Source organism: Deltaproteobacteria bacterium (genome assembly GCA_016218975.1).
GTDB lineage: Bacteria > Desulfobacterota > Deferrimicrobia > Deferrimicrobiales > Deferrimicrobiaceae > JAENIX01.
Genome location: JACRCO010000035.1, coordinates 1 through 20,081, shown reverse-complemented (window position 1 = coordinate 20,081; position 20,081 = coordinate 1). Strand labels below are relative to the sequence as shown.

Annotated in this window: 16 protein-coding genes; 3 read left to right on the top strand and 13 right to left on the bottom strand. The window is 61.1% G+C overall.

The genetic code is table 11. The annotated features are described in order from the left end of the window. The 4 genes from HY896_04290 to HY896_04275 form a co-directional block, all read right to left on the bottom strand. Positions 1-867: hypothetical protein (locus HY896_04290; protein ID MBI5575563.1), on the bottom strand; the 867-nt coding region annotated here is incomplete at its 3' end. Positions 868-1,588: 721 nt separating this feature from the next. Beyond that, complete coding sequence (locus tag HY896_04285; GenBank protein ID MBI5575562.1) at positions 1,589-2,887, bottom strand: homocysteine synthase; 1,299 nt, start codon at positions 2,885-2,887, stop codon at positions 1,589-1,591. 528 nt (positions 2,888-3,415) lie between these two features. After that, positions 3,416-4,594, bottom strand: a complete 1,179-nt coding sequence (locus tag HY896_04280) for an acetyl-CoA C-acyltransferase (GenBank protein ID MBI5575561.1) — start codon at positions 4,592-4,594, stop codon at positions 3,416-3,418. Positions 4,595-4,642: 48 nt separating this feature from the next. Continuing rightward, positions 4,643-7,051, bottom strand: a complete 2,409-nt coding sequence (locus tag HY896_04275; protein MBI5575560.1) for a 3-hydroxyacyl-CoA dehydrogenase/enoyl-CoA hydratase family protein — start codon at positions 7,049-7,051, stop codon at positions 4,643-4,645. A gap of 158 nt (positions 7,052-7,209) precedes the next feature. Between HY896_04275 and hemW the strand changes: the two genes are divergently transcribed. Continuing rightward, the gene (hemW, locus tag HY896_04270; GenBank protein MBI5575559.1) at positions 7,210-8,364 is read left to right on the top strand and encodes a radical SAM family heme chaperone HemW; all 1,155 of its coding nucleotides are present in this window, start codon (positions 7,210-7,212) and stop codon (positions 8,362-8,364) included. Positions 8,365-8,401: 37 nt separating this feature from the next. On the opposite strand, the gene HY896_04265 is transcribed toward hemW, so the two are convergent. Both HY896_04265 and HY896_04260 read right to left on the bottom strand, forming a co-directional pair. Further along, positions 8,402-8,944, bottom strand: coding sequence for a hypothetical protein (locus HY896_04265; protein ID MBI5575558.1), 543 nt, complete (start codon positions 8,942-8,944; stop codon positions 8,402-8,404). A 110-nt stretch (positions 8,945-9,054) separates the two neighbouring features. Next, positions 9,055-9,549, bottom strand: coding sequence for a VOC family protein (locus HY896_04260; protein MBI5575557.1), 495 nt, complete (start codon positions 9,547-9,549; stop codon positions 9,055-9,057). 201 nt (positions 9,550-9,750) lie between these two features. Between HY896_04260 and HY896_04255 the strand changes: the two genes are divergently transcribed. After that, entirely contained in the window at positions 9,751-11,085 is a 1,335-nt protein-coding gene (locus HY896_04255) for an HD domain-containing protein (GenBank protein MBI5575556.1), read from the top strand. Then, positions 11,082-11,684: a hypothetical protein gene (locus HY896_04250; GenBank protein ID MBI5575555.1), complete on the top strand. Its 603-nt coding sequence runs from the start codon at positions 11,082-11,084 to the stop codon at positions 11,682-11,684. The genes HY896_04255 and HY896_04250 overlap by 4 nt, the downstream gene beginning before the upstream one ends. A 28-nt stretch (positions 11,685-11,712) precedes the next feature. On the opposite strand, the gene HY896_04245 is transcribed toward HY896_04250, so the two are convergent. From HY896_04245 to HY896_04215, 7 genes are all read right to left on the bottom strand, one after another. After that, positions 11,713-14,367 (bottom strand): insulinase family protein, encoded by a 2,655-nt coding sequence (locus tag HY896_04245; GenBank protein ID MBI5575554.1) that lies wholly within the window; start codon positions 14,365-14,367, stop codon positions 11,713-11,715. 102 nt (positions 14,368-14,469) lie between these two features. Then, entirely contained in the window at positions 14,470-16,452 is a 1,983-nt protein-coding gene (locus tag HY896_04240; GenBank protein ID MBI5575553.1) for a fused MFS/spermidine synthase, read from the bottom strand. 82 nt (positions 16,453-16,534) lie between these two features. Beyond that, positions 16,535-17,632, bottom strand: coding sequence for an aminopeptidase (locus tag HY896_04235; GenBank protein MBI5575552.1), 1,098 nt, complete (start codon positions 17,630-17,632; stop codon positions 16,535-16,537). A gap of 50 nt (positions 17,633-17,682) precedes the next feature. Continuing rightward, positions 17,683-18,279 carry a DUF2889 domain-containing protein gene (locus tag HY896_04230; protein MBI5575551.1) on the bottom strand — a complete coding sequence of 199 codons (597 nt, stop codon included), beginning with the start codon at positions 18,277-18,279 and terminating at the stop codon, positions 17,683-17,685. 13 nt (positions 18,280-18,292) lie between these two features. After that, on the bottom strand, positions 18,293-19,162 hold the full coding sequence (locus tag HY896_04225; GenBank protein ID MBI5575550.1) for a deoxyribonuclease IV: 870 nt from the start codon (positions 19,160-19,162) through the stop codon (positions 18,293-18,295). Positions 19,163-19,171: 9 nt separating this feature from the next. Next, a complete protein-coding gene (locus tag HY896_04220; GenBank protein ID MBI5575549.1) occupies positions 19,172-19,417 on the bottom strand; it encodes a hypothetical protein in 246 nt (81 codons plus the stop codon). Further along, positions 19,414-19,929, bottom strand: a complete 516-nt coding sequence (locus HY896_04215; protein ID MBI5575548.1) for an L-2-amino-thiazoline-4-carboxylic acid hydrolase — start codon at positions 19,927-19,929, stop codon at positions 19,414-19,416. The genes HY896_04220 and HY896_04215 overlap by 4 nt, the downstream gene beginning before the upstream one ends. Positions 19,930-20,081: the final 152 nt, after the last annotated feature.

The following is a 20,081-nucleotide window of genomic DNA, read 5'->3' as shown; positions in this document are numbered from 1 at the left end:
GATGCTGCTTAAAGTCGCCGCCACGTTGGCGATCGTCACCGACGCCGAGGCCGTCTTCGTCACGCCCCCGGAGCTGTAGCTCGCCGCGACCACCGCCGTCGTGTTCGCCGTCACGCTCCCGCCGGTCAGAACACCGGTCGAGGAGTTGATCGTCGCCGGACCGGAGGTCACGCTCCAGGTCGCCCCCGTCGCGGCGGACGTAGTCCCGTCGCTCCAGCTGGCCGTCGCAGCGTAAGTCCCGGTGCCCCCCTCGTTCACCGATGACGGACCGCTTATCGTGATGCTGCTTAAAGTCGCCGCCACGTTGGCGATCGTCACCGACGCCGAGGCCGTCTTCGTCACGCCCCCGGAGCTGTAGCTTGCCGCGACCACCGCCGTCGTGTTCGCCGTAACGCTCCCGCCGGTCAGAACACCGGTCGAGGAGCCGATCGTCGCCGGACCGGAGGTCACGCTCCAGGTCGCCCCCGTCGCGGCGGACGTAGTCCCGTCGCTCCAGTTCGCCGTCGCAGCGTAAGTCCCGGTGCCCCCCTCGTTCACCGATGACGGACCGCTTATCGTGATGCTGCTTAAAGTCGCCGCTGCCGCGACGACAGTAAAGGAATTGGTGGAAACCCTCTCCTCGCCGTGATTCGCCGAGGTGTAGTTGCCGGAATCATAGGAGTTGCCGAACCAGGCGGCCTGATAAGTGTAAGTCCCGGGAGTTGTTGGAGCAGTCGAATTGAAAGTGATCGGGAAACCGGCTCCGCCCCTGGGCGGCGAGCCCGTGCCCATGCTTCTGGTCACTTCCACATTGTTAAGGTACAGGATGGCGCGGATCCAGCCCCCGCCGACAGTAGCCCCGGAGGATCTCCCCCCTGAAAACGTCACGGAGACCGCCTCTCCGGGTGCATAGGTTGTCTTGTTTGTCGACGCACTGAGACTTTTTGGTCCATGATGGTGGCATCCGTTGCAGGTCGTTGGCGTTGAGCCGTGGCACGGGGCGCAATTGGTCCCGTAATATCCGGATTGAGCATCCGCGCTTGGCGTAAAAACCGCAAATGCCGCGAGCGCAAGTATCGCGAAAAGAACTATCACGGTCCGATTGACCCCGATCTTCGAGCCGCATAACCGCATTTTTGATTTACGCTTCGAAATAGCGCTGCCTGTCATTTGCATCCCCCCGGTTTTAGTCCTGATTTAGTTAAAATGCCTGAGGCCGCATGCTAATTTTCGACTTACGTACGAGTACAAGTCCCCTGTTAATCCCGGGTAGCCACGAAATGTCGTTTTTACTCATTTAATCGGGCAAATAGATGCGTTTACCATCAGCAACTATCGTGCCCTATGCGAACAGTTTCAAATTGCCGAATTTGCAGGAGTTTTTTTTGAGGGAAATTGATTTAATTCGGAATTGTAATTGTTACCGAAAAAGAAATTTCATGATTGGTATCGTCCCGGTTAATGCAGCATGTCGCCATGCACAGGGACGTGGAAAGGCCGCGACGGCCATGGGTAGATAAGCGCGACCTGTACAAGGTATGGGAAAAAACGGGGGTGAAGCAGGCAATAATGCTTCACCCCGGATTTATGGGAATATTCCTTTCCTGGTTCAGGTCTTGCGCAACGCCTGGTCGAGATCCTCAAGGATGTCGTCGATGTTTTCGAGGCCGATCGACAGCCGGATGAAATCGTCGGTCACGCCTGTTTCCAGCCGCTCCGCGGACGTCAACTGCTGGTGGGTCGTCGAAGCCGGGTGGATCACAAGACTTTTGGCGTCTCCTATGTTTGCCAGCAGCGAGAAGAGTTTCAGGTTATCGATGAACTTCTTCCCTGCTTCCATGCCGCCCTTGATGCCGAATCCCATAATAGCGCCATACAGACCCCGGTGATGGTACCTCTTCGCCATCTCGTGATTCGGATGGCTCGGCAATCCCGGATAGTTTACCCATGTCACGTTGGGATGCTTCCCAAGGAACTCGGCAGCCTTTTGCGCGTTAGTACTGTGCCGCTCCATACGAAGGTGGAGGGTTTCCAGACCCTGCAGGAACAGGAACGCGTTGAAAGGAGAGAGAGCCGGTCCCAGGTCGCGGAGAAGCTGGACGCGCAGCTTGATGATGAAGGCCACGTTGCCCAATCCGGGGAAATTTCCGAAGACCTCCCAGAATTTGAGCCCGTGATAGGAGGGGTCCGGCTCGGTATAAGCGGGGAAATTGCCGTTTCCCCAATCGAACTTCCCGGAATCCACGACTATGCCGCCTATGGATGTTCCGTGTCCGCCGATGAACTTCGTTGCGGAGTGAATGATGACATCGGCTCCATGGTCGAACGGCCGCAGCAGATATGGCGTGGGCATCGTGTTGTCCACGACAAGGGGTATCCCCGCGCCGTGAGCTACATCCGCCACCGCGCGCAGGTCGAGTGTGTCCAGCTTCGGGTTCCCGATCGTTTCGGCGAATATCGCTTTCGTCTTCTTCGTGATCGCCTTGCTGAAATTCGCGGTATCGGAAGGGTCCACGAACTTCACGTCGATGCCCAGCTTGGGAAACGTGTAATGGAAAAGGTTGTACGTTCCTCCATACAGGGATGCGGAGGAGATGATCTCATCCCCCGTGTTTGCGATATTCAGCAGGGCCAGCGTTTCCGCCGCCTGCCCGGAAGCTACCGCCAGCGCGCCTGACCCGCCTTCCAGCTGCGCGATGCGCTGCTCGAAAACGTCCGTGGTCGGATTCATGATCCGCGTGTAGATGTTTCCGAATTCCTGGAGGCCGAACAGCCTCGCTGCGTGCGCCGTGTCATGGAAAACATAGGAGGTCGTCTGGTAGATCGGCACCGCCCTCGCCGTCGTCGCCGGGTCCGGCTTCTGCCCCCCGTGGAGAGCGATAGTTTCCGGCCTGTAAGAATTAGACATGTCCAACTCCTTTCTTTTCCTCGGATAATTCCCCATCGCTTATATAAATGACGATAGTTTTCATGGATATTATAGGCTATGTTTTAGGCTGTCAACGGTTTTCCTGCAGGCAAAATCCTGCCCGTACACGAGAATTATATCGATGCATATAGATAGATTATCCTTGACAGGTTTCCGGTGCGTCCCTATACTCCGTGTATACAGTATGCAGGAGGGAGCCCCCCCTTCCTTCTGCATCATCTCCTTCCTAATCCCTTCGCCTGAAGGCTTCGCCGCCGGGATCCCCCCCGGGTGGCGAAGTCCGCTCGCGGCAGTTCGCAATAATAAATGAATTTGGTTAAGACCCCGTCAGACAAAAACAGGGACTTAAAAACGGGGACGTTCCTTAAAAAAACGGGGACGTTCCTCGTTCTTAAAAACAGGGACGTTCCTGAACTTTTTTCCATCACACGTCAGAAAAAGTTCAGGAACGTCCCTGTTTTTAAGAAGGTTTTCAGGAACGTCCCCGTTTTTAAGTCCCTGTTTTTGTCAGGCGCGTTCGAAGAGGCCGGCGGCGCCCATCCCGCCGCCGATGCACATCGTGACCACGCCGAGCGACGCGTTGCGGCGCTTCATCTCGTGGAGGAGGGTGGCGGTGAGCTTAGCCCCCGTGCATCCCAGCGGGTGGCCGAGTGCGATCGCGCCCCCGTTAACGTTGACCTTGTCCGGGTCAAGCGACAGCTCGCGGATCACCGGTAGCGACTGCGCGGCGAACGCTTCGTTCAGCTCGAACAGATCTACCCGGGTCTGCTTGATCCGCAGCTTCTTCAAAAGTTTCGGAACCGCCTCAACCGGGCCGATTCCCATGACTTCCGGGGGGACGCCTGCCGCGGCAAACCCCAGGAACCGCGCCAGCGGCTCCGCCCCGATGGCTTTCAAGGCCTTTTCCGAAACCACCACGGCCGCGGCGGCCCCGTCGCTCATTTGGGATGAGTTCCCGGCGGTCACCGTGCCCTTGGGATCGAACGCGGGTTTCAGCTTCGCGAGCGCCTCGAGCGTGGTATCGGCGCGCGGGCCTTCGTCGATTTCGTGAACTATTTCCCGAGGGACCGGCTTCCCGCCGTTCTCCGCGGAAAAGAGGACCGTCTTCACCGGCACGATCTCTTCCTTGAATTTTCCATCCCGGATCGCGGCGACCGCCCTGCTGTGGCTGCGGTACGCGAATTCGTCCTGGTCCTCACGCGTCACCTTGTACTTCCGCACGACCAGCTCGGCGGTCAACCCCATCGGCATGAACACTTCCGGCCGCGTTTCCATTATCTCGGGGTTGAAGGAAGGCTTGTTTCCACCCATCGGAACCATGGTCATCGACTCGGTGCCGCCTGCCACGACGATGTCGGCGAAACCGGCCATTATCTTCTCCGCCGCAAGCGCGATAGCCTGCAGCCCCGAGGAGCAGAAGCGGTTTATGGTCATCGCGGGAACGGAGTCCGGCAAGCCGGCCTTCAGCGAGCAGATCCGCGCGACGTTCATCCCCTGCTCGCCTTCCGGCATGGCGCACCCGAAGATGACGTCGTCGACATTCGCGGGATCCAGGGCCGGTATCCGCTCGATCGCACCCCGTATCGCGATCGCCCCGAGATCGTCGGGGCGCGTGTCCTTGAGGCTCCCCTTGTATGCCCTGCCGACCGCCGTGCGTACCGCTGAAACGATATATACTTTCGCCATCGGCATCCTCCTTCTTGTTATAGGAACGCAGTAAAGGGACTCTCCCCGTCAATTGCGCAACGGCTTCCCTTTCATCAACATATGTTGGATGCGCGCCTGGGTCTTTTCCTCTCCGCAGAGCGAGAGAAACGCTTCCAGTTCCAGGTCCAGCAGGTCCTGCTCCGAAAGTTTCGTTCCGGGAGGCACGTTCCCGCCGGTCAGCACGAATGATAGCTTCTTCCCGACATGCTCGTCGTACTCGCTGATGTACCCGGCCGCCTTCATCGCATACAGCCCGTATACGAAGGATGAATATTCGGAACGGCCGGGAAGCGCAATGTCTGTGCGCGGCTTCGGCATTTCGTATCCTTCGCGGTTCATCGCCAGCACGGTGTTTTTCGCCTCCTGGATGAGAAAATCGCGCTGAATCGTGATCTTGTCCCACGGGCGGAGGAAACCCAGCTCCGCCGCTTCCTTCGCGGATGTGGCCACCTTCGCCAGGCCTATCGTCTCGAAGGCCTTTCTAAGGAAAGGCAGCGGATCGGCGGACACGCCGTCCGGGATCCCGTCCAGGTGACGGAGGATCATCTCCTTCGTCCCGCCGCCGGCCGGGATCACCCCCACGCCGACTTCCACGAGCCCCATGTACGTCTCCGCGGCCGCACGGATCCGGTCGGCGCCCATGCAGATCTCCGCTCCGCCGCCCAACGCCATCCCGGCGGGGGCCGCCACGACGGGCCGCTCCGAATAGCGGAGCCGCATGCATGCGTTCTGGAATTCGCGGACCATCTTCTCGATGGCGCCGAAGTCCTTGTTCTGCGCCGCCATGAAGAAGAGCATGATGTTCGCACCCACGCAGAAGTTCTCCGCGTGGTTGGCGATCACCATCCCTGCGAACTCCTTTTCCGCCAGCGCCACCCCTTCGTTCATCATCGACACGATGTCGCCGTCGACCGTGTTCATCTTCGTGCGGAATTCGAGGCACAGCACGCCGTCCCCGATGTCGTAGAGCGCGGCGCCCGGGTTCCTCCGGACCACCTTGTTGCGGTCGGCCAGCGCCGGCAGGAAAATGACGTCGGACGAGACGGGGACCGACTTGTACGCGTTCGACACGAAGTCGAAGAATTCAGGCACGCCGTCACGCCTCCGGTAGAAGGAACCGTTCCCGCCCGCAAGCATTTTCTCGATCTTTTCCGGTATTTCCTTCCCTTCCTTCCGCATGCGCCCGACGGAATCCGCCAGGCCGATCGCATCCCACGTCTCGAAGGGTCCGAGCGACCAGTTGAACCCCCACTTGATCGCGTTGTCGATATTCACGACGTCATCCGCGATTTCGGGTATCCGCTTCGCGGAGTAGAGGAGAGATTCGGAGAGGACCTTCCAAGCGTAGGCCGCGGCCTTGTCGTCGCCGGATATCACTTTCCGGATCCTCGGGCCGACTTCCTCCTCCCCCTTGGCTGCGTCGAGCGACGGATAGCTGACCTTCGCCGACGGCCTGTAATCCATCGCCGTGTAGTCGAGGACGAACTTCTTCTTCTCCTCCCCCTTTCCCTCCATCTTGAAGAAGCCGCTCTTAGCCTTGCGGCCGAGCCATCCGCGCCTGACCATCTCGCTGACGAACGGCGGGGGAAGGAAAAGTTCGCGCGCGGGGTCGTCGGGCAGATTTTCATATACGTTGTCGGAGACGTGAAGGAGCGTGTCGAGCCCCACGAGATCCGCGGTGCCGAAAGCTGCCGACTTCGGGCGGCCCATCGCAGGCCCCAGGATCTTGTCCACTTCTTCGATGGAAAGCCCGTCGGCAACCATCGCGTGCATCGCGTACATCATGGCGAAGACGCCGATACGATTTCCTATGAAATTGGGGGTGTCCTTCCCGTAGACGATCCCCTTCCCCAGTTTCCTTTCGCCGAATTCGGCCATTCCCCGCAGGATCTCAGGGTCGGTGTCCGCACCCGCAACCAGCTCGAGGAGCTTCATGTAACGCACGGGATTGAAGAAGTGCGTCACGAGGAAATACCGCCGGAATTCCTTGCCGCGCCCCTCCATCATCTGCGAGATGGCGATCCCGGATGTGTTGGAGGTGACCACCGTTCCCGGTCTCCAGATCGCTTCGATCCGGTCGTAGAGCGCCTTCTTGATCGCGAGGTTCTCCGTGACCACCTCAACGATCCAGTCGCACTCCGCGGCCTTCGGCAGGTCGTCGTCGAAATTCCCGATCGATATGAGCTTCAGATCCCTACGGGAGTAAAGAAGCGCGGGGCGGCTCTTTTTGATGCCTTCGAGCCCTTTCGCGGCAAACCTGTTGCGGAAGGCGGGGCTCTGTTCGGTCAGACCCTTCTTCCTGTCTTCATCGGTCAACCTGGGAGGGACGATGTCGAGCATGAGGCACGGGATCCCCGCGTTGGCGAGATGGGCTGCGATCCCCGACCCCATGACCCCCGCTCCAAGCACGGCCGCCCGGCGGATTTTCGGAAACATGTCTATCACCTCCCGGCAAGGATGCGGTGCGATAGAAATAATGAATGACGGTTCATTTTTCGTACATAAATACCTCATGCAGCCGGCACTGTCAAGGGGCGAGATGGGAACCTTACCATGTTGTTGTACACAATTTTCCGTGGGAGCAGAATGTAGCGATGCGCGGGATATATGTTCACATCCCCTTCTGCGTGAAGAAGTGCTCCTATTGCGATTTCTATTCGATCGCGGGAAACAGGGAAGCCGTCAAGGAATTTCCCCGGCTGCTCGCCCGCGAGATGGACCTTGTTCTCGAAAAATCCCCGGGCGAAGCCGCGGTCCCTGCGGACACCGTCTTCTTCGGCGGTGGCACGCCGACGGTGCTGGGCGCGGAGGCGCTATGCGGAATCCTGGACGATCTGAAAAAGCGCTTCCCTTTAGCTTCGGACGCGGAAGTGACGACCGAGGCCAATCCGGGGACGGTCACTGCGGAGGATTTTCGCACGCTTCGCACAGGGGGATTCAACCGCGTCAGCATCGGGGTGCAGTCGTTCGACCCGCGGACATTGCGGACGCTCGGGCGGATTCACGGCTCCGGCGAGGTGCGCACCGCTCATCGTGACGCGCGCAGGACCGGTTTCACCTCGATCGGCTTCGATCTTATTTTCGGCATTCCCGGACAGAAATCCTCCGATTGGAGGAACGACCTGGATACGGCCGTCACGTTCCTTCCCGCCCACGTCTCCTCATACGCACTCGCCCCGGAGAGGGGCACTCCGATCCATGGGGCGATCGACCGAGGCGAGCTGCGGATGCCGGATGACGACGCGGTGGCGGAGATGTACGAGGAGACGCGGCGTGTTCTCTCCATGGCGGGATACCGGCATTACGAAATCTCGAACTTCGCGCGACCCGGCGCGGAATGCCGGCACAACATCAAGTATTGGCGGCGTGAAGGGTACCTCGGCCTTGGGCCATCCGCGCACGGCCTGATCTTTCCCCGCGGGGAATCACCCTTCGGAATGCGGACGGCAAATCCGCCATCGCTGGCCGTTTACCGTAGCAGAATCGAGGAGGGCTTTATCCCATGGACGGAAGAACGCGCCTGCACCCTGGAGGACGCCTGGAAGGAATCGTTGATCGCCGGATTGCGGATGCTGGAGGGGATCGATCGCAAGGAAGTTGAAAACAGATACGGCCCTCCGCCGGAAAACCTGCGAAAGGCCGTTGAATCGGTTGTTCGTGCGGGCAAGCTCGCGGAGGAGGGCGCCCGTCTCCTTTTGCCCCAAAGACTTTTGTTCATATCGAACGAGGTGCTTCAGGCGCTCGTCTGACTCCGGCGCTCGCCTCCGGGCACAGCCCGATTGCGTGTCAGTGGCCGCGGCCGTGTTCCTTGTGCTCCTTCCTTTCCTCCTTCATTTCTCTTTTCATTTCCTTCTCCCGCGCCTTCCTCTCGTGCTTCTCTTCCTTCCAGTCTTTCCACTCGCCCATGCGTTTCCGCCGGTCGTGCTCCCGCCGTTCCCAATGCTTTTTCAGCTGCCCGTACGGAACGCGATGTTCGTGGACATACGCCGTCCGGTAATTCCCCGGCAGACGCACGATCTCCACAGGCACGTAGCGGGGTCCCATGTGCTTCCACGGCCCGTTGTAGGCCCTCGCGCGGAACCACCGGCCGTCGTGCCTGGTCCACCAGTAGCCGCTAAAGAAGAAAAGATCCCCCCTGGCTGCGGGAGCGAAATAGATCATCGTCCGGGGGACGACGATCAGCTCGGGGGGGCCCTCTACCAGAACCGGTGGAGGTCCTATGTTGATGTTGACGTTGACCTCCGCCTGCGCCGGAGCCACAGTGAAGGCGAGAACCGCCGCAGCGAATGCCGCCGCCATGATAAGGCCCGTTTTATTCCAGCTCGCCATGCTTTCCTCCCCTGCGGCGGGATGCCGCACCTTTTTATTCCCTTATCGACGCGATGCGGGGCCATCTTTACTGCGGCGCCGATCCATGGACGAACGGCCCCCGGGTTTATTCATTCCGCCTGCGGGACGGCTTCTTCCTCGAAGACGGAGGAGCCGGGGTTGTATGGGCGGTCCCGCTCGAAGGGATTCGGGATATCGAGCCATTCCTCCAGCGGCGTGTTGGCGTAGAACTCGATGATGTAGCCGTCCGGGTCCGTAATGTAGAAACTGCGGGAAACGATGTGATCCACCGCCCCGAGGATCTGCGCCTTCCCCTTGAGGAATGCGTAAAACTCCCGCAACGCATTTTCGTTTTCCATCGCGAAGGCCAGGTGCACAACGCCGAGGTTGCCGGCTCCGGGCATCAATGCGCGTGGGCCGGCTTCGTAAAGCGCAAGGTCGTGATGTTGTTTCCCCAACGATAGGAAGCACATTCCCGCACGACGCCCGACGACGCGGAAGCCGATATCGTTCGTGTAGAATCTTTCCGACCGATCGAGGTTGCGGACCTTGAGCACGGCGTGCCCCCAACCGACCGGGCGCACATTTTCAGACACGTTCATCACGAATCGTATTCCCCCTTCCGGCTGGTTTTGAATTCCCCCCCTTTATAGATTGCAATCCTGCGGGAAAGATTCGCATCAAATGTGCGTTGTATCCGGAAAATCCCGGGGGGAGAATTTCCTCTATAATTATCTCTTATGCGATACATCATCAGAAAGTCCGGGGAAGAAAACGGCAGGCGCTGGTACCTCCCGGGAATCCGCATGAAGCTGCTGGGGTTCCTGCTCCCGCTGGTCTTCCTGCTCGTCGTATCGGTGGCGTTCGCGGTCACCAAGATCACGGAGGCCGCCATTCGCCACGACCTCCTTCGGCGGGGCGTCGCCGTGTCGCGGGTCGTCGCATTCTCGGCCGGGTACTCGCTCCTTTCGGGCGACCGGCTGGCGATGGACAGGCTCGCTTCCGAGACGAAGAACGGATCCCCCGACATCGAATTCGTGGCGATACGGGACATGAAGGACGTCATAATCGCGCACAGCCGGATCGAAGAACAGGGTAAACCGTTTGCCCAACCCGATCGGGCAACCCGGCTGGAGGATTTCTCCGAAACGTCCTCGGACGAGGTATTTCGCGGCGAGCGCGACATGATCGAATTCACCACGCCGATACTGTTCGCCGGCAAACGGGTCGGCACGGTATCCCTCGCCCTGTCCAAGGAAAGCATGATATCCGCACAGAAAGCCATCCGCCGCATGATCGCTATCGCAGCCTCCGCGATCCTCGCGATCGCGCTGCTGGGAACCCTGGCGCTCTCCTCCCTCCTGACCACTCCGGTGAAGAAGCTTTCCGCCGGGGTCCAGGAACTCGCGAGCGGGCAGCCCTTCCACTCTATCCAGGTCAAAGCGAGCGACGAGCTCGGAGACTTGACGCGGAACTTCAACCGGATGGCGGAGACGATTCTCGCCCAGCAGGGCCGGCTCGGCAGGTACGCCCGGGAGCTGGAGGAGGCATACGTCGGAATGGTGCGGGTTATCGCGGCATCGATCGACGCGCGGGATCCTTACACGCTCGGTCATTCAACGCGCGTTGCGCGCATTTCCTGCGAACTGGGGCGGCGGCTCGGATTTCCGGAGGAGGAACTCGAGCACCTCGAGAAGGCGGCCCTCTTCCATGACGTCGGCAAGATCAGCACGAGAGACGACATCCTTCTTAAAGAGCAGTCCCTCACGAATCCCGAGACCGCGGAGATGCGCTCCCATCCAGTAGATGGAGCGGAGATCCTGCGGATGGCCCCATCGCTCCACCGGTACGTACCCGTGGTGCGGGCTCACCATGAGTGGTATAACGGGAACGGATACCCTGACGGCAAACGAGACTCGGAGATCCCCATTCATGCGCAGATTATCGCGCTTGCCGACGCATACGACGCCATGACCACGACTCGGCCCTACCGGCAAGGCCTTGCACCCGAAGATGCGGTGGAGGAAATCGTGCGGTTCCGCGGAACTCAATTCGCTCCGATGCTGACCGACGCCTTCGTGAAGATGATCCGGGAAATTCCTTCGCTGGAAACCGAGGAATGGGAGGGAATGGCGCTGTGAGGCGGGGGATTCTCCCCCTGGCCCAGGCCGTCCTCGTCCTGCTGCTTGTCGCAGGATGCGCCCACCGCGTCGACGGCCCCGCTTCCATGCCGCCGCAGTCGATCAAGCCGCCGGCCGTATCGGCGGCCGATCTCGCCTTCGCCGAAGGAGAGACCGAGATGCAGCGAGGGAATTACGAACGCGCGCTGGAGATGTTCGCGGCCGTATGGAAGGAAAGCCCCGGCCATCCCGGCGTGTCGAAGGATTTTCCCGAAGCGCTCTCGGCGCTTAAAACCAGGGGGGACGATGCCTTCCGCCACGGAAAGCTCGAGGAAGCGGGCAGGCACTGGGCAGGGGTTCTGCGGTTCGCGTCCCATCCCGCGGAGAAGGGCAGGCACCTTCCGTTCACGAAATCCGAAATCCGCGCTTCGATCGACCGCGTTTCGTCGAGCCTGATGGAGAAGGGGCTCATCGAGTACCGCAAAGGGAATCTCGATGCGGCTATCGCCTTGTGGAAGTCGATCCTCGCCTACGATCCGTCCCACGTAGAAGCCGCCGGTTCCGTCCGGACGGCGACCACCCAGCTCGAAAACCTGAAAAAAATCGGTCCGGCGAAATAGCCCCGGGGTGCGGCTGAACCCCCCCCCGTCATTTCCCCCGTATGACCGAGACCGTGTACCGTTCGGTGCTCAATATCCTGGCCGCTATGCGGTTCACTTCTTCCAGCGTCACTGCCTCGATCTTCGCGGGAACCTTGAACGTCTCCTCGTACCCGACGCCGTAGAGCTCGTTGTACATCATCTTCTCCGCGTGGGACGAGTTGCTCTGCAGGCCGATTTCGTAGGTGCCGATCATCCATTTTTTCGCGCGTTCGAACTCCTCCCGGGTGATTCCGCCCGTCCGGACCGCCTCGATCTCCTTCAGCGTGTCGGCGAACGCGCCGTCGAGCTTGTCGGCGCTCGTTGCCATGTAGAATGCGAAGAACCCCGGATCCACCTGCTCGGAGGAGAACGAGGTCACCGAATAGGCGAGCGATTTCTTGTCCCGCAGGTTCGTGAACAGGCGTCCGCCCTGCCCCGCGAGCGCGGATCCAAGCATGTCCATCGCGTACTTGTCCGGATCCGTGAATTTCGCCCCGGTGTACCCGATCACGAAATGCGCCTGCTGCTTCTCCCGCCTCTCCTCCCCGCGGCGGATTCCCGATTCCGGGGGGACCGCCATCGGCCCGATGGGAACGAAATCATTCCTGCGGGGCATGCTCCCGAAGGCGTTCCGCACGGCGGCGACGGCTTCCTCCGCCCCGATGTCTCCCGATACGGCGATCACCATGTTCCGCGGATCCGCCCACCGTCGAAAGAACGCCTTCAAATCGTCGGTCGACATGGCCCGGACCGCCTCTTCCTTCCCGAGGCTGTTCCGTGAGTACGGATGATCGCCGTAGTGGGTCGAAAGGAAAAGGAGGAAGGCCGACTGCGCAAGGTTGTCCTTCTGCTGCTTGAGGCGGCCCAGTAGCTCCACCCGTTTTTTCTCGAACTCTTCGCCGGGAAAAGCCGGAGAGAGGAGCGACTCCGCGAACAGGCGGAATCCCCGGTCGAAATCCTTACGCAGGAACTTGCCCTGCAGCCCGAAGGAGTTCCGGCCGGAAAATCCCGACAGGTCCGCGGCCATGTCTTCGATGGCCTCGGATATCTCGTCCGCGCTGCGCTTCGAAGTCCCTTTCGTGATCATCTCCGCGGTCAGCATGGAGACGCCGTTCTTCTCCGGCGGCTCGGCAAGCAACCCTCCCAGGAAACCCGCTTCGACCGCTACCACGGGAACGAGGCGGCTTTCCCGGACGATCACCCGGATACCGTTCTCGAGGACGACCTTCTTCACGGCGCCCTCTTCGCCCGAAGCTTTCCCGGCCGTACGGGCCTCCGCCTCCCGCCACGCCTCTCCGGCGATCTTGCGGATCGCATCTTCCGTCAGGAACCCGCTTTCCCCCTTCGGAAAAACGAGCGAAACGTTAAGCCGCTCGGGCTTCAGGTATTTCCGCGCCACCGCCGCCACGTCCTCCGCCGTCACCGCCCGGATGGCTTTCAGATATTTCCCTTCGAACGCGGCATCCCCCAGTAAAACCTCGAACGAGCCGATGTGGCTTGCCAGCGACGACTGGGATTCAAGGGAATAGAGAAAGCCGCTCTCCGTCTGTGTCTTGACGCGCGCCAGCTCGCTGCCTTCTGGCGGGGCCGACGCCATCCGGAACAACTGCACGAGAATCTCGCGCAGAGCCTCCCCGGATTTATCCGCCGAGCACCTTGCCCCCACCATCAGCACCCCGGGGTCGCGGGGGGTGTAGGAATTCGCGTTGACCGTGTCGACCAGCCCCCGCCTGTCTTTCACTTCGCGGTAGAGTCTTGAAGTCTCGCCGTTCCCCAGGATGGAGGAAAGCAGGTCGAAGGCGAAGACGTCCTTGCTCCGCATCGACGGGCCGGGGAAACCGAGCTCAAGGTATGCGCGCTTGGCGTCCCGTTCCTGGATCTTCACGCGGATCTCCTTTTGGGGGGGCTCCGCGGGAAGGTTCCGTTTCGGCAGGGAGCGCGCCTTCAAGGGGAGGAACGTCTTCTCGATCAGCGGTCGCGCCTTCTTCGGATCCACGTCGCCGACGACCAGCAGCACCATGTTTCCCGGGTGATAATATTTCGCAAAGTAGGAAACGAGGTCCTTTCGTTCGGTCTTCCGGATCGTGTCCGCGTAGCCGATAACCGGCCGCCCGTACGGATGTACACGGTACGCTTCGCGGAACATGGCTTTCCACACGACCCTGGTCGGGTCGTCCTCGTTCATGCGGAGCTCTTCCTGGATCACTTCCTTTTCCCGCGCAAGCTCCCCGGCGTCGAAGACCGAATTGCCCATTGTATCGGACAGGATCTCCAGTGCGTTTTCCAGATATCTCCCCGAGATCGTGATGTGGTAGACCGTCTGGTCGAAACTCGTGTAGGCGTTGATCTCTCCGCCCAGGGCCTCCACTTCGCGGGCCAACTGCCCGGGGCCGCGCTTCTTCGTCCCCTTGAAAGCCATATGTTCCAGGATGTGGGACATCCCCGCCCGTTTTTCCGGTTCGGTCGTGCTCCCCGCCTTGACCCAGACCTGGACCGCCACCACCGGGGAGGAATGGTTCTGCCGTATAACGACAGTCAGGCCGTTCCGCAGCTTGTACTTTTCGATCAATTGGGCCTCCTCGGGCGCGGGAGTCGCTCCCGCCGCCACCGCCGCAGACAGGATGAAACAGGCCAGAACCATCGGAAACGCTCTACGGAACATTGTCTTCTCCGAAAAGAAAAAGGTCGTATTGAAAGATGACCATGTGGAGCATTTGGTTCCTTCCGCGGACCGCGAAATGCGGTCAATTATATCAGGCCGTCCCTACTTGAGAATCCGGAATAGATTGCTGTATTCGTCGGTCCACAGGCCGACGTTTTCCCTGGCCGCAAGCGGTTTCCCCGCTTCCTTCAAGGGTGGAAAATCGAAAAGCGCACGGCCGCCCGAAATCAGGATCCAGGTCGAACCGTACCAGGCATTGGCCGGGTCGTCTTCGGTTTCGACCGTCACAGCCTCCTTCCCCATCGACAGCGCGGCCAGTCGCACGACGGGTTTCAGGTCCAGGTACTTGTTCGAGACGTGCACCGCGAGAACTCCGCGGTCTTTCAGGTGCCGGAAATATACTCCGAACGCTTCACGTGTCAGCAGGTGGACCGGGATAGAATCGCCCGAAAAAGCGTCCACCGCGAGAAGATCGAAATCCTGGCGGGGCTCCGTTTCCATCGACAGGCGGGCGTCGCCGGGTACGACTTCCACCTCGGCTTCCGTATCCCGCAGGAAGCTGAATTCAGTGTCCGCAAACCGGATGACCAGCGGGTTGATCTCGTAGAAGCGGTAGCGGTCTCCGCGCTTTCCGTAGGCGGCGATCGTCCCCGCACCGAGTCCGATGACCCCGACGCGCCGCGGCTTTTTCCCGGCGAGGCTCCGCAGCGCGAGCCCGATTCCGGACGACGGACCGTAGTAGGCGGTAGGCCGGCGGCGCATCGACGGGGAGAGAAACTGCCGCCCGTGGTAAATCGTCCCGTGGACGAGCGTCCGAATCGCGGATTCGCTGTCCGGGTTACCCGAGTCGCTAACCCTCAGACCTCCGTAGAAATTACGCTCCATGACCCGCGCGCCACGCGCATCCCTGCGGACCTGCCAGCCGAGGGCAGCGAAAAGCGCCAGCGTGCCGGCGGCTGCGGCAAGAAGCAAAGCGCCTCTCCAGCGAGCCCAATGCGCGGCTGAAGAAGGCAGCCGGTAAAGGACGACCGTCGCAAGCACGGCGCAGGCGGCGATCCCGGCGGGAAGTTCGTAATAACCGCGAAAACCGTACGGCGCGACGAGACCGACGAAGATGCCGCCGGTGGCGCCTCCCAGGGAGATCATCAGGTAGAAAGCGGTGAGGTGCCGGGGATGGGGCTTCAGCGCCGCGAGTTCGCCGTGGCAGACCATGCATGCCACGAACAGCCCCCCCGCGTAGACCGGAATCAGCAGTACCAGCCCGGCGGTCTCGTATCCCGGCGAAAGCAGGTGGCACATCCCGCCGAGGGCGGCCGCAAGAAGCGGCAGGTAGAAGATCCGCCGGTACCGCCCCTCCACCGAAAAACAGAGGATGAAACTAAGCAGGTACAAGGTCAACGGAAGGACCCAGAGGAACGGTATCGCAGCGACGTTTTGCGTAAGGTGGTTCGTCACGGCGAGCAGCAGGGCGGAAGCGCAGGCCGCCAGCGCCGTCCAGAGAAGCATGGTCCCCGTCACCGGCTTCTCCATATCCTCGCCTCCTTGAGGTATCGCCTGCGGCGCCGCGTCCTCCTTTCCCTTCCCGGCGCACAGGACCGCAGCCGCCCCGCACAGCAGGCAGAAAACCAGGAATGCCGCCGACCACCCGGCCGCCTGCCGCTGGACCGCGAAGTACGGTTCGACCAGCACGGGATAGGAAAGCAGCCCCAGCATGGAGCCCGCGTTGGAAAGGGCGAAGAGCCTGTAGGGGACGGCCCCTTCGTGCGTCCTTGCGTACCAGGCCTGAAGCAGGGGGCTCGTGGCGGAGAGGGTAAAGTAGGGGAGCCCGACGGTGGCAAGCAGCAACAGAAGAATGCGCAGAGAGGGGTCTTCCGTGCCCGTGGGCTTCCAGCCGGTCCCGGGGACGATCGGCAGGAGGAGGACGCTCGCGAACAACAACAGGACGTGGACCGCGGACTGCGCCTTGGGCTTGAGCAGCCTTACTGCACCGTACGCGTAGAGATAACCGAAGAGAAGGACCGCCTGGAAGAATAGCATGCAGGTGGTCCAGACCGCCGCCGAACCTCCGAACCAGGGCAGGATCATCTTCGCGATGACAAGCTGCACCTGGAACAGGAGAAAGGCGCTTAAGAAAATCGCTGCCGCGTACAGGTACAGGGGCGGCGACCTACCTTGCCTTGATGCCCGGCAGAACCTTCCCGAATAGATGCCCCGTGCGGAGGACCGGCCTGCCGTCGAAGTAGAGCTCCCCTTCGCTGCGCAGGTCCTTGATCATGTCCCAGTGGACGGCGGAAATGTTCTTCCCCCCCGACTCCGGGTACGAGCGGCCGATCGCCAGGTGGATCGTCCCCCCCATCTTCTCGTCCAGCAGGATGTCCCTCGTGAAATCGGATACGCCCGCGTTGGCGCCGATGCCGAACTCGCCCAATATGCCCGCCCCCGGGTCGGCGGCAAGCATTTCCTTAAGGATCGGCTCGTTCTTTTCCGCCGATGCATCGACGACCTTTCCTTTCCGGAAGGTCAGCCGGATGCCGGAAACTTCCCGGCCGCCGTAGATCGCCGGGAACTCGTAGCGGATCGTGCCCTCGGTGGAGTTCTCAACCGGCGCCGTGAAGATCTCGCCGTCCGGCATGTTGTATTCCCCGGCGCACGGGATGGCCTTCCTCCCCTTGATGGAGAAGGACAGATCGGTGTCTTTGCCGACGATCCGGACCTGCGAGCTCTTTTCGAGGATCATCTTCGCCCGCCGGAACATATTCGCCATCGCCGCCCAGTCCTGGTCCACGGCGCGGTAATACAGCTTCTCGTATTCGGGGAGGGAACGGTCCGTTTCCTGCGCAAGGGATTCCGTCGGGAAGTTCGTAAGGACCCAGCGGACCCGCCGCAGGACGATCTCGGAGATAGGCCGGACCGCCTTCCTCTTGTCCGCCAGCTTCTTCGGCGGAATGTGGCTCAACGCCCTCGTGTTGCCCGGCGCGATGATGACGATGTCGGCGTCGATCTTCTTCGCCTCGTACAGCTTCGTCGGCGGGAGGTGAGCGATCTGCGCATCGGACGCCTCCTCGAAGAAGATGCGCTGCGCATCGTCGAATCCGGCGGCGAGCAGCGGGTGCGCCCCCGCCCTCAACACCTCGCGATAAACAGCAAGCGCAAGGGGCTTCGCAAGGTCGCCGCAAGAGATCCGGACGATCTCTCCCTTTTTCGCCTTCACGGAATGGTTGACAAGGATATCCGCCAGCCGCAGGACCTGCTTTTCCGAGCCCATGGGTCTCCTCGTGCTCCGGGATATTCGCTCATCCGCACTCAAGACGCGCTTCAGCCCTGCTCCCCGCGCTTGACGGCCTTGATCGCTTCCATCTTCTTCCGTGCCTCCTCGACTTTTTCGCAGGCCCGGGCCAGGACTTTCTCGTCCGCCGACTCCTTGTTGAACGCATAGCATGTGTCCGCCAGCACCGGGGACCGCAGGCCCAGCTGGCGGTTCTCTTCCAGGTCCAGGTTCAGGACCCCTTCCCACTTCTTGTCGTAGATGCTGTACGAGCCGACGAATATCGCGCGGAAGGTGGACTCGATCATTTCGTAGACGTGGGTACACCCGAGGTTCCGCGGGATGAGGTCCTTCACTTTTTTCAACCCTCCGCGCTCCAGGACGCCGACGCCTTTAAGCGCGGAAAGCATCTCCAGCGGCTTCGTCTCGCAGCATGGGTAAGGGATGCGGGCCATCTTCCCGCCTATCTCCAGGACCCGGAATGCGTCGTCGAGGAGGATCGCAAGGTTCATGTCGTGGAAATCGTCGTGCATCCGGGATAGCGCAAGCTTCCTGCCGTCCTCCAGCATGTACATGTCGCAGCTTACGTGCCGCCCGAAAACCTGCTTGTGATGCTTGGCCAGCGCGGTGATAGCTTCGTAGTCCATTCTTTCTTTCACCTCATTTGCCGGAACCCGCCAGCCCCCGCAAGGCCGCCAGGTTCCTGATGTCCATTTCGAATTCGTCCTCGCCGTCCTTGGGCGTCTCCAGCACCATCGGCAGTTCCCGGAACGCAGGGTGGAAAAGGATCCTGCGGAACGCTCCCAGGCCGATCTTCCCCTGCCCGATGTGCTGGTGCCGGTCGACCCGGCTGCCCAGGTCCGTCTTCGAATCGTTCAGGTGCCACATGCGGACCAGCGGCACGAGGGCGTGCCGTTTCATCTCTTCGAGCAGCGAGTTCCAGCCCGGCTCGGTCGCGATGTCATACCCCGACTCGAACAGGTGCGCGCTGTCCAGGCATACCGCCACGTCGGGAGGATCGCCGCAGGCGTCGATGAGCCTGCGGATCTGTTCCGTCGTGCGCCCGATCGAGTTCCCCTGTCCCGCGGTATTCTCGAGCAGGAGGGTCACCCCCTTCGGAAACCTGCCGAACTCCCGCAGGGCGGAAGCTATCCTCCCGATGCCCTCTTCTTCCGTATCCTCCCCGCTCGAGCCGGGATGCATCACAAGGTATGGAACGCCCAGCATCGCCGCGCGGGAGGCTTCGTCTTCCAGCGCGTACAGCGAGCGGGTGCGCAACGCCTCTTTCGCGGTTCCAAGGTTGATCAGGTAGGCGCAATGGATCGCGACGGTCCGCACGCCGGTGCGCGAAGACTCGGCGCGGAACGCCCGGGCATCGTCCTCTTCCAGCTCTTTCCCTTTCCAGCGTGTCTGCTGCTTGGAGAAGATCTGGAGGACGTCCGCCCCGATCGATTTCCCCCGCTCCGGGGCGGTGGAGACCCCCCCCGCCGTCGATACATGGGCGCCCAGCGGAGGAAGTATTACCCTCATTTCCCGGCGTCACCCTTTCGATTTCTCGAGGCGGTGGCACTGCCGGCAGTTCTTCTTGCGCAGCGGATGCTCCTTCGTCATCGGAAAAACCTTCCCGTCATCGTGGCAGGAGAAGCACTCGACGTCGGAAGCGGCCGAGAGGTGAGGCTCGGTGCGGCTAAGGTACCGGGGGCGGCCGGTCAAATAGAGGACCATGAGAAGCCCGACGACCACGACCACCATGATGATGAAATGGATATCCTTCGTCCTGATCATCCGGCAACCTCTACGGTTCGTTTCCTGAACACGCGAAGGAGGCACTCTTCCTTCCCTTCGCCCCGCGTCCCCTCGAACAGGAGGCGAAAGCCCAGCGCCCCCTCCCACGTCCCGAAATCCACGGAACGGGCGATGCGACAAAGCAGTGTAACATCTTCCGCGGCGAGGCCCATCTCCTTCCACTGGTCGACGAGCGGGCAGCGGGACATCGCGATAACAGCTTCTCCGTCGTCCGCTGAAACGATCCGGGGTGCGAACTGGTATTGTTTGACGGGGTCCGGGCTTGCGAACTCCCTCGCCGCCTGGAGCAGATTTCCCGACTGCGCGGGGAGGGAGTACGTTTTCTTCGCCTTCTCCCTCCCGTGAGCGTAGATGGCATCGCTCATGAGGGAAGCCGCTTCCACTTCGCCGAGCCTGTCCCTTAGCACACGGAAGAGATGCGCAAGCACGGCGGCGCGTTGCCTCGTCGCCTCCGCGACTCTTTTTCCCGCATCCGGCATGACAGCGTCCATTATAGCTCGCATTTCTCACCATGGTTCGTAGCGAGGCGGTGGAGACGGGTATGGCTACAAGGCGTCGCGACCGAGGGCGACGCAGGCGTAGTTTACACTACGTCGAGGAGCCCGACCGAGCGCAACGCAGTAGACATGGCCGCTCCCGCCAT

Bases quoted from the DNA above. Each gene is read 5' to 3' on its own strand.
- HY896_04285 (MBI5575562.1), bottom strand. From the start codon at position 2,887: ATGTCTAATTCTTACAGGCCGGAAACTATCGCTCTCCACGGGGGGCAG.
- HY896_04280 (MBI5575561.1), bottom strand. From the start codon at position 4,594: ATGGCGAAAGTATATATCGTTTCAGCGGTACGCACGGCGGTCGGCAGG.
- HY896_04275 (MBI5575560.1), bottom strand. From the start codon at position 7,051: ATGTTTCCGAAAATCCGCCGGGCGGCCGTGCTTGGAGCGGGGGTCATG.
- hemW (MBI5575559.1), top strand. From the start codon at position 7,210: ATGCGCGGGATATATGTTCACATCCCCTTCTGCGTGAAGAAGTGCTCC.
- HY896_04265 (MBI5575558.1), bottom strand. From the start codon at position 8,944: ATGGCGAGCTGGAATAAAACGGGCCTTATCATGGCGGCGGCATTCGCT.
- HY896_04255 (MBI5575556.1), top strand. From the start codon at position 9,751: ATGAAGCTGCTGGGGTTCCTGCTCCCGCTGGTCTTCCTGCTCGTCGTA.
- HY896_04245 (MBI5575554.1), bottom strand. From the start codon at position 14,367: ATGTTCCGTAGAGCGTTTCCGATGGTTCTGGCCTGTTTCATCCTGTCT.
- HY896_04240 (MBI5575553.1), bottom strand. From the start codon at position 16,452: ATGATCCTGCCCTGGTTCGGAGGTTCGGCGGCGGTCTGGACCACCTGC.
- HY896_04235 (MBI5575552.1), bottom strand. From the start codon at position 17,632: ATGGGCTCGGAAAAGCAGGTCCTGCGGCTGGCGGATATCCTTGTCAAC.
- HY896_04230 (MBI5575551.1), bottom strand. From the start codon at position 18,279: ATGGACTACGAAGCTATCACCGCGCTGGCCAAGCATCACAAGCAGGTT.
- HY896_04225 (MBI5575550.1), bottom strand. From the start codon at position 19,162: ATGAGGGTAATACTTCCTCCGCTGGGCGCCCATGTATCGACGGCGGGG.
- HY896_04220 (MBI5575549.1), bottom strand. From the start codon at position 19,417: ATGATCAGGACGAAGGATATCCATTTCATCATCATGGTGGTCGTGGTC.
- HY896_04215 (MBI5575548.1), bottom strand. From the start codon at position 19,929: ATGGACGCTGTCATGCCGGATGCGGGAAAAAGAGTCGCGGAGGCGACG.